Source organism: Morganella sp. HMSC11D09 (assembly GCF_001807955.1).
Classification (GTDB): Bacteria; Pseudomonadota; Gammaproteobacteria; order Enterobacterales; family Enterobacteriaceae; genus Morganella; species Morganella morganii.
The window spans coordinates 151792-164888 of sequence record NZ_KV791711.1; the positions used below are offsets into that span (position 1 = coordinate 151792).

A 13097-nucleotide genomic window follows, 5' to 3' on the forward strand; every position below is an offset into this window, starting at 1 on the left:
AGGAAACAAATTAACGGGTCTTGATGACCAGACGGTTACTTTGTTTGACCTCTTCCATCACCACGTAAGTACGGGTGTCGTTCACGCCCGGCAGACGCAGAAGAGTTTCACCCAGCAGTTTGCGGTAAGCCGACATGTCCGGCACACGAGTTTTCAACAGGTAGTCAAAATCACCGGAAACCAGGTGACATTCCTGAATCTCTTCCAGCTTCTGCACGGCGGTGTTGAACTGTTCAAACACATCCGGTGCCCCGCGGTTAAGGGTAATTTCCACGAATACCAGCAGGGAGGCATCCAGATAGTGCGGATTCAGCAGCGCGGTATACCCGGTGATAAAGCCCTGACGCTCTAAACGGCGCACACGTTCCAGACACGGAGTCGGAGACAGACCCACACGTTTGGAGAGTTCGACGTTAGAGATACGGCCATCTTTCTGCAATTCGTTAAGAATATTCCTGTCGATTCTGTCAAGATCTTTACCCGGACGCTTTTTGTTATCAATCATCTCGTTATCTCTCTTATTTACTATTTTCCTACACCCATAACACTTCCTTTACCTGACGGAACAAAATCAGCATCGGAAAACATGTTTTCAGGCCAATTCTTTGCATTTCTGATTATTAGAATACGCAACCGGCGCCAGTTTACCGGAACATTCAGATTATTATCGCTATAGTCGTAAGCTGAAATTACCATGCTTCGTCATCAGGACAAACACATCACCGGTGTAACAGGATGTATTAACCCGACGGATAAAAATCTCTTACACTGATGTTTTCGCAAATGCGCAGCCGATTGTCAAAGCAAATGAACAAAAATCAGAACAACCTGTTGAAGAAAATGACAGAAAAACGTTTCGCTGACAAACAGGACGTGCTTTTGGTGTGATATTCAAACAACTTAGGAATCTTCTGAATAATCACTTTCTCGTACAATCGCCTGAAAATCTACTCATTTCCGGCTGATTTCAATTTTGTGCTCTGCCGTTTTTATTCCTTTTTTTACCCCTTCGTTTCTCCTACAATCCTGTACACGCTTTTTTGCCATTCTGTTAATGAGGTGTTCATGAACGCAACCCGACACAGTAAATTAATTATTCTGGGTTCCGGCCCTGCCGGATATACCGCTGCGGTTTATGCGGCACGGGCGAATTTAAATCCGGTACTGATTACCGGGGTGGAAGTCGGTGGTCAGTTAACCACCACCACCGAAGTGGAAAACTGGCCGGGTGACCCGGAAGGTCTGACCGGGCCGGTCCTGATGGAGCGTATGCAGGCTCACGCCGAAAAATTTGAGACTGAAATCATCAATGACTACATCACTGACGTGGATTTCAGCAAACGCCCGTTTACCCTGACCGGGGAAAATACCTATACCTGTGACGCGCTGATTATCGCCACCGGCGCATCCGCCCGTTATATCGGCCTGCCGTCAGAAGAGGCCTTCAAAGGCCGTGGTGTGTCCGCCTGTGCCACCTGCGACGGCTTTTTCTACCGTAACCAGAAAGTCGCAGTGGTCGGCGGCGGTAACACTGCCGTGGAAGAGGCGCTGTATCTCTCCAATATCGCGTCAGAAGTGCATCTGATCCACCGCCGTGACAGCTTCCGTGCTGAAAAAATCCTTATCAGCCGTCTGATGGATAAGGTTCAGAACGGCAATATCGTTCTGCACACTGACCGCACCCTGGATGAAGTACTCGGCGACCAGATGGGTGTGACCGCTGTCCGTCTGCGTGACACCAAAAGTGACGCAACCGAAGAGCTGCCGGTGATGGGCTGCTTTATCGCCATCGGCCACAGCCCGAATACCGGTATTTTTGAGGGACATCTGGATCTGGAAAACGGCTATATCCGTGTTCAGTCCGGCACGCACGGTAATGCAACACAGACATCCGTTCCGGGTGTGTTTGCCGCCGGTGATGTGATGGATCATATCTACCGTCAGGCGATCACCTCTGCGGGAACCGGATGCATGGCCGCACTGGATGCCGAGCGCTATCTCGACAGCCTCGCAGACAGCAAATAATCCAGCATTTTCAGGGCGCTATATCTGTAGCGCCTTTTCGTGTACCATGACATTATCCTGCTGATTTCAGCCGTATTTTTACTTATCACCTGCATACAGAAAAAATGGATAAATCAAGACAGTCAGAACTCGTCCGCTGGTTAAAACTTCAGGCGGCACCGGCCCGGCGATGGTTACGCCTCTCGATGTTGCTGGGTGTGCTCAGCGGTTTACTGATTATCGGCCAGGCCTGGTGCCTCGCTGTCCTCCTTCAGTCCCTCATTATGGAGCACGTGCCCCGCGAACAGCTCCTCACTCCGTTCACTGTACTGGTCATACTGTTTATTGCCCGCGCCGTTGTTGCCGCGATCCGCGAACGGGTCGGGTTTATCTGCGGACAGGTGGTGAGACGTGATATCCGCCGGACAGTACTGGATAAACTGGAACAGCTCGGGCCGGTACGGGTAAAAGGCAAACCGGCGGGCAGCTGGGCGACAATTATTCTCGAGCAGATTGATGATATGCAGGATTACTATTCCCGCTATCTGCCGCAGATGACCCTGTCCGCCACCATACCAATGATGATTCTGATCACGCTGTTCCCGATCAACTGGGCGGCAGCCCTGATTCTGCTGGTGACAGCGCCGCTGATCCCCGTTTTTATGGCGCTGGTGGGCCTGGGTGCCGCCGATGCCAACCGCCGTAACTTTCTGGCCCTGAGCCGCCTGAGCGGCGATTTCCTCGACCGCCTGCGCGGGCTGGAAACCATCCGCTTCTTCCACCGTGGTCGTGAGGAAGTGAAACAGATTGATGACGCCACCGAGGATTTCCGCTCGCGCACCATGGAAGTGCTGCGCATGGCATTCCTCTCCTCCGCTGTGCTGGAGTTTTTCGCGGCGATCTCGATTGCTGTCGTCGCGGTTTATTTTGGTTTTTCCTATCTCGGTGAACTGAATTTCGGCAGCTACGGCATGGGTGTCACGCTGTTTGCCGGGTTTATTGCTCTGATCCTCGCGCCGGAGTTTTTCCAGCCGCTGCGTGACCTCGGTACCTATTACCACGCCAAAGCACAGGCGGTGGGCGCGGCGGAATCCCTGTTTACCCTGTTATCCGCCGAAAACAATGATGACGAATTACCGGGCACAGAACCGCTGACACCGGCAGAACAGATTGCCGTCACCGCAACCGATCTGGTGATTTTTGCCCCGTCAGGGGAAAAACTGGCCGGGCCGCTGAATTTCACCCTGAATGCCGGGCAGCGTATCGCGCTTGTCGGCCAGAGCGGTGCCGGGAAAAGCTCGCTGCTCAATCTGCTGCTGGGTTTTCTGCCGTATGAAGGCAGTATCCGGATCAATCAGCAGGAGTTGCGTGATATCCGCCCGGAAAGCTGGCGGACACAACTGAGCTGGGTAGGACAAAACCCGCACCTGCCGGAACAGACCATTCTGGACAATATCCGCCTGAGCCGCCCGGATGCCTCTGCTGAGGAAATCACGGCGGTGATGGAAAAAGCCTATGTGACCGATTTTATTGATTCGCTGCCTGACGGGGTCAATACCGTGGTCGGGGATAATGCCGCGCGGCTCTCTGTCGGCCAGGCACAGCGGATTGCAGTGGCACGTGCCCTGCTCAATCCGTGCCATCTGCTGCTGCTGGATGAGCCTTCCGCCAGCCTGGATGCCCACAGTGAGGAGCGCGTGATGCATGCCCTGAATGAGGCGGCACATCAGCAAACCACCCTGCTGGTGACACACCTGCTGGAAGAAACCCGTGACTATGATGAAGTCTGGGTGATGGATAAAGGTCTGATTATTGAACAGGGCAGCTATGCCGCCCTGCAACAGCAACAGGGTGCATTTGCACAGCTGCTGTCACACCGGACGGGGGATCTGTAATCATGCGTGTTTTACTGCCGTTTTTAGCCCTCTACCGCCGCCACTGGTTTTTACTGACGCTCGGGATCCTGCTGGCGATTGCCACGCTGCTCGCCAGTATCGGGCTGCTGACGCTGTCCGGCTGGTTCCTCGCCGGTACCGCTATTGCCGGTGTGCCGGGGATTGCCTTTTTTAACTATATGCTGCCTGCCGCCGGAGTGCGCGGCGCCGCTATCTCCCGCACTGCCGGACGCTATGCGGAACGGCTGGTCAGCCACAGCGCGACCTTCCGTGTGCTGAAACATCTGCGGGTATTTGCCTTTGAAAAAATCCTGCCGCTGACACCGGGCGGTATTGCCCGATTCCGTCAGGGAGAACTGCTCAACCGGCTGGTCGGGGATGTGGAAACGCTGGATCACCTCTATCTGCGGGTGATTTCGCCGATTGTTGCCGCGCTGGTGGTGATTGCGGTCCTGACATTCGGGCTGGGTTTTCTCGATCTGACTATCGCTTATGCACTGGGCGGGTTTATGACCTTCCTGCTGTTTGCCCTGCCGGTGGTGTTCTATTACGCCGGTAAGCCAATCGGCGTGCAGCTGACCACACTCCGTGCACAGTACCGCACCCTGCTGACCAGCGCATTACAGGGACAGGCAGAACTGACTATTTTCGGTGCGCAGTCCCGCTTCCGCGAGCAACTGGCGGAGACTGAACAACGCTGGCTGGTACAGCAGCAGCGCCAGGCCGGGCTGACCGGGCTTTCTCAGGCGATTATCATTCTGGCGACCGGGTTTGCTGTTGCGCTGATGCTGTGGATGGCATCCGGAGTCAGTTGGCCGTACCGCGAAAGCGGCGCCATTATCGCTCTGTTTGTGTTCTGTGCCCTGGCAGCATTTGAGGCATTAGGCCCGGTGGCAGTGGCTTTCCAGCATCTCGGCCAGGTGATGACCTCCGCAGAGCGTGTATCGCAGATAGTCGACACCAAACCGGAAGTGACTTTCCCGGCCAGTGGTCCTGCAGCCTCCGCACAGGTCAGCGTCAGCCTCAGTGGTGTCGGGTTTACCTATCCGGGACAGCCGCTGCCGGTGCTGAAAGATATCTCCCTGACACTGCGTGCCGGTGAACACCTTGCCCTGCTGGGGAAAACCGGCTGCGGGAAATCCACCTTACTGCAGCTGCTGACCCGTGCATGGGATGTCAGTGAAGGTGAAATCCGCCTGAATGACCAGCCGATTGCCGCTTATGATGAAAATACCCTCCGGTCACTGATGGCAGTGGTTCCGCAACGTATTCATGTGTTCAATAACACACTGCGCGGTAATCTGCGGATCGGAAATAACGAAGCAACCGATGCACAGCTGAATGCGGTGCTGGCACAGGTCGGGCTGGAAAATCTGCTGGATAACGACCAGGGCCTGAATGCCTGGATCGGCGAAGGCGGCCGTCTGCTTTCCGGCGGCGAACAGCGCCGTCTCGGTATCGCCCGCGCCCTGCTGCATAATGCGCCGTTCCTGCTGCTCGATGAGCCGACAGAAGGCCTGGATGCAGATACTGAGCAGCATATTCTCGCCCTGCTGCGGGATATCGGCCGTGACCGGACCATGCTTATCATCACCCACCGTTTACAGGGCCTGGAACACATGGACACGCTGTGCGTGATGGACGGCGGGCAGATAGCCGAACAAGGCTCTCACGACGCGCTGCTGGCACGCAGAGGCCGTTATTATCAGTTTGTGAACCGTATTCCGGTAATGACCGGGGGATCAGATGCCGTTTTATCAGCTGGATGAGGAACTTCTCTTTCCGCCTGTTGAACACGCGCTGACCGACCCGGACGGGCTGCTGGCCACCGGCGGGGATCTCTCTCCTTCCCGGTTGCTGCTCGCCTACCGGGAAGGGATTTTCCCGTGGTATTCCCCCGGTGAACCCATTCTGTGGTGGTCGCCGGATCCGCGTGCGGTATTGTATCCGGCGGAGCTGCATGTCAGCCGTTCGCTGCACAAGATTCTGAAAAAACACCCGTACCGGGTGACACTGAATCATGCCTTTGAGCAGGTCATCCGGGCCTGCACAGAGCGGGATGAGGGTACCTGGATAGGGGACGATATTGTTGCCGCCTATATCCGGCTGCATCAGGCAGGACGTGCTCATTCCGTCGAAGTGTGGGATGATGACGCGCTGATCGGCGGGCTGTATGGCCTGAACACCGGGTTACTGTTCTGCGGGGAGTCAATGTTCAGCCGTGTCAGTAACGGGTCAAAAATCGCTTTTATGACCTTTTTTGCCCACTTTACCGGCCACGGCGGCAGGATGTTTGACTGTCAGATACTGAATCATTACACCGAATCATTCGGTGCGCGGGAGATCCCGCGACAGGCGTTTATCCGTCAGCTTTATCAGCTGCGTGATAATCATTTACCGCAGTCATGCTGGCAGCCGCAGACATTAGCACGTCCGGTGCCGTCACAACTACCGCCTTTTTTATAAAATCGCTGTAAACCAACAGGAAATGGTATGTTTCAGCCCGTTTTATGTTTCAGACGCGGTGCTTAAAAAATATCATTCCTTTACATAATCCCGGTTTTTCGGCATTATCTTGCGGTTTGAAAATACTGGTTATTAACATTAGAGGATTAGATGGCCAAAGAAGACAATATTGAAATGCAAGGCACTGTGTTAGATACACTGCCGAACACGATGTTCCGTGTGGAACTGGAAAACGGACACGTTGTGACTGCACATATCTCCGGTAAAATGCGTAAAAACTATATCCGCATCCTGACAGGCGACAAGGTTACAGTAGAACTGACCCCATATGACCTGAGCAAAGGCCGTATCGTCTTCCGTAGCCGCTGATCCCTGCAGGCCACGCCTCATAAAAAGACACCACAGGCAACGCACCGGAGTGCGTGTCCTGTGGTGATCGTTTCTGTCAGGCTACCGGGTCGCCGGATTTCTCTTTCAGGGCACTGAAGCGGTAAGTCAGTTCATCTTTCTTCTTATCAAGATCGATAATCACCGAACCGCCGTTCACCAGCTCACCGAACAGTAATTCGTTCGCCAGCGGTTTTTTCAGTTTATCCTGAATCACACGGGCCATCGGACGTGCGCCCATCGCCGGGTCATACCCTTTTTCTGCCAGCCATGTACGGGCACGGGCAGACACTTCAATGGAAACACCTTTCGCATCCAGCTGCGCCTGGAGTTCAACAATGAACTTGTCGACCACCTGAGCGATAATCGGCTGCGACAGCGCATTAAACCAGACAATGCCGTCCAGACGGTTACGGAACTCCGGTGTGAACACCCGTTTGATTTCCGCCATCGCGTCAGTGCTGTTGTCCTGCTCGGTAAACCCGATGGATTTACGCTGGGTTTCACGCACACCGGCGTTGGTGGTCATCACCAGGATCACGTTACGGAAATCCGCTTTGCGCCCGTTGTTATCGGTCAGTGTCCCGTTATCCATCACCTGTAATAACAGGTTAAAGACATCCGGGTGCGCTTTTTCGATCTCATCAAGCAGCACCACCGCATGCGGGTGTTTGATAACCGCATCCGTCAGCAATCCGCCCTGATCAAACCCGACATAGCCCGGAGGTGCACCAATCAGACGACTGACGGTGTGACGCTCCATGTACTCGGACATATCAAAGCGCAGCAGCTTGATACCCATTGCTTTGGATAACTGCACAGTGACTTCGGTTTTCCCGACCCCGGTCGGCCCTGCCAGCAGGAAGGCACCAATCGGTTTCTGCTCGTTCCCCAGACCCGCACGGCTCATTTTGATGGATTCCGTCAGAGCATCAATCGCCGGATCCTGGCCGAAGACCAGCATTTTCAGGCGGCTGTCGAGGTTACGCAGCAGATCTTTGTCACTGCTGGAAACGGTTTTTTCCGGGATACGCGCGATCCGTGCCACAATTGCCTCAATTTCACCGACGCCAATGGTTTTCTTACGGCGGCTCAGCGGCATCAGACGGGTTCTTGCCCCGGCTTCATCAATGACATCAATCGCTTTATCCGGCAGATGGCGGTCAGTGATGTATTTCACCGACAGATCCACAGCCGCCTGAATAGCTTTCGCGGTGTAACGCACATCGTGGTGTGCCTCATATCGGGCTTTCAGGCCGTTAATGATACGCACGGTTTCATCGGCAGTCGGTTCATTGATATCAATTTTCTGGAAACGGCGGGTCAGCGCTTTATCTTTGTCAAAGATATTGCTGAATTCCTGATAGGTTGTGGAACCAATCACCCGGATCTTCCCGTTGGATAATAACGGTTTAATCAGGTTTGCCGCATCCACCTGACCACCGGATGCCGCACCGGCACCAATGATGGTGTGGATCTCATCAATAAACAGAATGCTTTTTTCGTTTTTCTCCAGCACTTTCAGCAGTGCCTTAAAGCGCTTCTCGAAATCACCGCGGTACTTGGTACCGGCCAGGAGTGAGCCGATATCCAGAGAAAAAATGGTATAGCCTTTGATCACTTCCGGTACATCATCCTGCTCGATACGCCAGGCGAGCCCTTCCGCAATCGCGGTTTTACCGACCCCGGATTCCCCGACAAACAGCGGGTTATTTTTACGGCGGCGGCACAGCACCTGAATGGTGCGCTCCAGCTCCGCCTGACGGCCGATCAGCGGGTCAATCTGGCCTTTACGGGCCAGGTCATTAAGATTGGTGGTGAAATTATCCAGACTGTCCTCACCGCCGGTACTCTCTTCGGCAGCAGACTGTGACGGCTCATCAAAGGACGGGCCGCTCTCATTTTCATCCTCACCTTTGGTGGTGCCGTGAGAGATGAAATTCACAATATCCAGACGGCTGACATCATGCTTGCGCAGCAGATAAGCCCCCTGGGACTCCTGCTCACTGAAAATGGCCACCAGCACATTCGCGCCGTTGACTTCATTACGGCCCGATGACTGAACATGGAAAACGGCGCGCTGCAACACGCGCTGGAAACTGAGTGTCGGCTGGGTTTCACGATCATCCCCTTCCGGCAGCAGCGGTGTGGTCTGTTCAATAAAATGCTCAAGTTCCTGGCGCAGGATGGCCAGGTTAACGCGGCAGGCTTCAAGCGCCTCACGGGCTGATTTGTTACCTAATAACGCCAGCAGCAGGTGCTCTACGGTCATAAATTCATGCCGGTTGTCCCTTGCTTTGGCAAAGGCGATATTCAGACTGAGCTCTAATTCTTGATTGAGCATAGGCACCTCCATTCAGAGAAACAAAGTGTATTCTTATACCTTCTCGAGTGTACACAGCAACGGATGATCGTTGTCTTTCGCGTACGTATTGACCAGTGTTGTTTTCATTTCAGCGATTTCAGCGGTAAATACCCCGCAGATCCCTTTTCCCTGATAATGGATGTCGAGCATAATCTGCGTCGCACGATCAACATTATAAGAAAAGAACTTTTGTAAAACTTCAACCACAAAGTCCATAGGGGTATAGTCGTCGTTGTTTAAAACCACCTTGTACATTGACGGTGGCTGTATCTTCTGCAGCGCTTTTTCCCTGAGCGTGACATCCGTTTGTGATTCAGATTGATAGTGACTCATTGCTATTCCGGTTATAGAAAACGTACGCCACATCAGGCGTATCAATACTTAGCGTTATCTGTATCAAACTTTACAGGCCAATACAGTGTTGCTGTAAACAAAGGCTTGACGTTACCCTCTAATTCAATAGAGTATAAATAATGTACAACGTAACCAGTATATCCGCGTACAGCTGATACTTCATTACTGAGTATTATGGATCATATGGTGCATTGTGCAGCATTTTTCAATCGTTTGACAGATGAGGGTTGTAACAGTATGGAAACAGGTACTGTTAAGTGGTTCAACAACGCCAAGGGTTTCGGGTTTATCTGCCCGTCGGATGGTGGTGACGATATTTTTGTACACTATTCGACGATTCAGATGGACGGCTACCGCACGCTGAAGGCGGGTCAGAAAGTGAATTATGACACCATTCAGGGACCAAAAGGGCATCACGTCAGTGTGATTATTCCGGTTACTGAAGATGACGACACCACAGCGCCGTAACACGGTATTTAACAAAATTATGCGGATCGTCGCGGCAATGTCAATCGTCATTCCGCGACGTATTCGTATTTTCAGACTGTGCGCGGTTACTCCCGCGCCAGTGCATCAATAGGATCAAGTTTAGCTGCATTTCTGGCCGGCAGAAAGCCGAAGATGATCCCGATAGCGGTCGAACAGAGCACCGCGCTGACAATCGCCGCAGGGCGGAAAACAAACTCCCAGTCCGGCAGTGCCATTTTGGCGGCAAAGGCAATGGAATAAGAAAGCCCGAGGCCGATAGCCCCGCCCATCAGACACACCAGCACCGCCTCAATCAGAAACTGCTGCATCACATCCCCTGCCCGCGCACCAACCGCCATACGGATGCCGATTTCGCGGGTGCGCTCCGTCACACTGACCAGCATGATGTTCATCACACCAATTCCCCCCACCACCAGCGAAATTACCGCCACCAGCGTCAGGAAGAGCTGCATGGTGGTCGTGGTTTTATCCACGGTTTTCACAATGCTGTCGAGGTTGTAGGTGAAGGTATCTTTTTTGCCGTGGCGCAGCGTCATCAGCCGTACCAGCTGCTCTTCCGCATTTTTGGTGTTGTAACCGTCGCGGATGCGCACAGAGATCATATCCAGATAGTTGCGCTGCATCAGCCGCCCGGTCAGGGTGGTGTACGGCATCCAGACCTGTAAGGTTTTTGAGTTACCGAACATGGATTTGCGATCCGCAATCACACCGACCACCGTTGCAGGCATGTTGCCCACCAGCAGCATTTCCCCGATCACATTATTCTGATGCGGAAAGAGTTTGCGTTTGGTATTCATATCGATGATGACAACCTGGGAGCGGCGCTCGTACATCTCCGGAGAGAACGCCCGCCCTTCGCCGAAACGCATGTCATACACAGTGAAAAAGTCCGGCCCGATGCCGGTGATACGGGCTGCAGAATCAAGATTGCCCCGGCGCAGACGCGCACTGTTCTCTATTTCCGCTGACGCCGCATAAACATACGGCTGCTGGCGGATCACATCCACATCGCCGGGCTTCAGAGATTGCTGATCCTGCCCCGGGTCACTGCCGAAATCTTTGCCGGGATAGACAAAAATGGTGTTGGTACCGATGGATTTGATATCCGACAACACCAGTGCTTTGGCAGCATCCCCGATCACCAGAATGGTCACCACGGAGGCAATCCCGATAATAATGCCCAGCATGGTGAGCAGAGTCCGCATCTTGTTGACCACCATGGCGCGCCACGCCATCAGCAGCGCTTCATTAAAGCGGCCGAGGAAACGGCTGAACGCGCTGCTTTTCAGCGCTGGTTTCGCAGCCAGCGCTTTCGCCTGCGGGTTAATGACTGATCCGCTGTCGCTGAGGATATGTCCGTCTTTGATTTCAATGATCCGCGCCGCCTGTGCGGCAATGGACGGATCATGGGTGACGATAATCACCGTATGTCCGGCGTCACAGAGCTGGCGCAGAATAGCCATCACCTCTTTGCCCGACTGACTGTCGAGTGCACCGGTCGGCTCATCCGCGAGGATCACTTCCCCGCCGTTCATCAGGGCACGGGCGATACTGACACGCTGCTGCTGCCCGCCGGAGAGCTGTCCCGGCCGGTAAATCAGCCGCTCCCCCAGCCCCAGGCGCTGCAACAGCGCTGCGGCCCGTTCACGGCGCTCACGGGCACTCAGTCCGGCATAGATAGCCGGCATTTCCACATTCTGCTCAGCACTGAGGTGGGATAACAGATGGTAACGCTGGAAAATAAAGCCGAAATGTTCACGGCGCAGCGCCGCCAGTTCATCACCGCTCAGCTCTGCCGTGTTTTTCCCGGCAACAAAATAGTGCCCGTCACTCGGCGTGTCCAGGCAGCCGAGGATATTCATCAGCGTGGATTTACCGGAGCCGGACTGGCCGATAATCGCCACCATTTCACCGGCACTGATAGTCAGCGAGACATCATCCAGCACCGTGACACTGCTGTCTCCGGAAGGATAACGGCGGTAAATATTCCGCAGTTCTAATAATGCGCTCATGAATTATCCTGCTGTGCCGTCATCAATACCGGTCACCACTTTCTCATGCTCCGCCAGGCCTTTAACCACCTCGGCTTCCACATCATTACGGGTGCCGAGTGTCACCTGACGGGTTTCCGGCTGACCATTTACCAGCACCTGCACTTCGTATTCGGTCGGGGAGATCTCTTTACCCAGTGCCGCCAGCGGGATTTTCAGCACGTTTTCGCGGTTTTCCAGCGCGATAGTGACCTGGGCAGTCATGTCCAGTTTCAGCACATGCTGCGGGTTCGGCACTTCAAAACGGGCATAATAGAAAATGGCGTCATTGATTTTCTGCGGTTTCGGCAGGATATCGGTGATCACGCCGCTGAAGGTTTTATCCGGCGCGCCCAGCACACTGAACGTGGCTTTCTGGCCGGGTTTCAGATACACCACATCCGCCTCGGAGACTTCCGCATTCACCAGCATGGTATCGAGATCCGCCAGGGAGAGGATGGTCGGCGCCTGCTGCATGGCAATCACCGTCTGGCCCTGTAATGTTTTCAGCTCCGTCACCACACCGTCCATCGGCGCACGGATATTGGTGTACTGCAAATCATTGCGGGCGGTATCGAGTGTGGCCTGATTGCGTGCCACCTGCGCTTTATAGGTATCAATCGCCGCACGCTGCACATCCATATTGCGCCGCGCCTCGTCCACATCCTGCTTTGAGATAACCTGAGTTTTTGCCAGTGCCAGCCGCCGCTGATAGGTTGCCTGTGCAAAGGCATACTCCGCCTCTGCCTGCTTCAGCCGCGCTTTGATTTCACTGACCGTCTGCTCGGCCTCAATCACCACGTTCTGTGCTTTGACCGGGTCGATGACCGCCAGCAAATCGCCCTTCTTAACAAAATCACCCTCTTTGACATTCAGGGTCTGCAGCTGCCCGTTGACCTGGGCACCGACATCCACTTTCTGCAGTGCATCCAGCTTGCCGGTGGCCATCACTTTTTTTTCGAGTGTGCCGCGCTGCACATCCGCTGTCATATAGCTGACCGGTGCATCTTCGCGGGTGAAGAACCAGAAACCGCCGGCGATCAGAACAATCAGAATGCCGGCGGTCACTATTTTTTTCTTTGAAACTGCTTTCATTAACACCTTTTT

General features: G+C 53.9%; 11 protein-coding genes. 6 read left to right on the forward strand and 5 right to left on the reverse strand.

Annotated features, from left to right (window positions below):
* Positions 1-10 precede the first annotated feature (10 nt).
* Entirely contained in the window at positions 11-505 is a 495-nt protein-coding gene (lrp, locus tag HMPREF3119_RS16255; RefSeq protein WP_004235807.1) for a leucine-responsive transcriptional regulator Lrp, read from the reverse strand.
* A gap of 560 nt (positions 506-1065) precedes the next feature.
* On the opposite strand from lrp, the gene trxB reads away from it, so the two are divergent.
* From trxB to infA, 5 genes are all read left to right on the forward strand, one after another.
* Positions 1066-2025: a thioredoxin-disulfide reductase gene (gene trxB, locus HMPREF3119_RS16260; RefSeq protein ID WP_004235805.1), complete on the forward strand. Its 960-nt coding sequence runs from the start codon at positions 1066-1068 to the stop codon at positions 2023-2025.
* Between the two features lie 104 nt (positions 2026-2129).
* A complete protein-coding gene (gene cydD / locus HMPREF3119_RS16265; protein ID WP_046024243.1) occupies positions 2130-3899 on the forward strand; it encodes a heme ABC transporter permease/ATP-binding protein CydD in 1770 nt (589 codons plus the stop codon).
* A 2-nt stretch (positions 3900-3901) separates the two neighbouring features.
* Positions 3902-5668 (forward strand): heme ABC transporter ATP-binding protein/permease CydC, encoded by a 1767-nt coding sequence (gene cydC, locus HMPREF3119_RS16270; protein WP_046024242.1) that lies wholly within the window; start codon positions 3902-3904, stop codon positions 5666-5668.
* Positions 5646-6365 carry a leucyl/phenylalanyl-tRNA--protein transferase gene (gene aat, locus HMPREF3119_RS16275; RefSeq protein ID WP_049246903.1) on the forward strand — a complete coding sequence of 240 codons (720 nt, stop codon included), beginning with the start codon at positions 5646-5648 and terminating at the stop codon, positions 6363-6365. The genes cydC and aat overlap by 23 nt, the downstream gene beginning before the upstream one ends.
* Positions 6366-6515: 150 nt before the next feature.
* A complete protein-coding gene (gene infA / locus HMPREF3119_RS16280; RefSeq protein WP_002211347.1) occupies positions 6516-6734 on the forward strand; it encodes a translation initiation factor IF-1 in 219 nt (72 codons plus the stop codon).
* 76 nt (positions 6735-6810) lie between these two features.
* On the opposite strand, the gene clpA is transcribed toward infA, so the two are convergent.
* Positions 6811-9096 (reverse strand): ATP-dependent Clp protease ATP-binding subunit ClpA, encoded by a 2286-nt coding sequence (gene clpA / locus HMPREF3119_RS16285; RefSeq protein WP_004235801.1) that lies wholly within the window; start codon positions 9094-9096, stop codon positions 6811-6813.
* A 33-nt stretch (positions 9097-9129) separates the two neighbouring features.
* A complete protein-coding gene (gene clpS / locus HMPREF3119_RS16290) occupies positions 9130-9450 on the reverse strand; it encodes an ATP-dependent Clp protease adapter ClpS (protein WP_015422570.1) in 321 nt (106 codons plus the stop codon).
* A gap of 258 nt (positions 9451-9708) precedes the next feature.
* Between clpS and cspD the strand changes: the two genes are divergently transcribed.
* Positions 9709-9939 (forward strand): cold shock domain-containing protein CspD, encoded by a 231-nt coding sequence (gene cspD, locus HMPREF3119_RS16295; protein ID WP_004235798.1) that lies wholly within the window; start codon positions 9709-9711, stop codon positions 9937-9939.
* 86 nt (positions 9940-10025) lie between these two features.
* Here the strand turns inward: cspD and macB are convergent, their stop codons facing one another.
* Both macB and macA read right to left on the reverse strand, forming a co-directional pair.
* On the reverse strand, positions 10026-11972 hold the full coding sequence (gene macB / locus HMPREF3119_RS16300; protein ID WP_049246904.1) for a macrolide ABC transporter ATP-binding protein/permease MacB: 1947 nt from the start codon (positions 11970-11972) through the stop codon (positions 10026-10028).
* Positions 11973-11975: 3 nt separating this feature from the next.
* Positions 11976-13085: a macrolide transporter subunit MacA gene (macA, locus tag HMPREF3119_RS16305; RefSeq protein ID WP_036417013.1), complete on the reverse strand. Its 1110-nt coding sequence runs from the start codon at positions 13083-13085 to the stop codon at positions 11976-11978.
* Between the last annotated feature and the right edge of the window lie 12 nt (positions 13086-13097).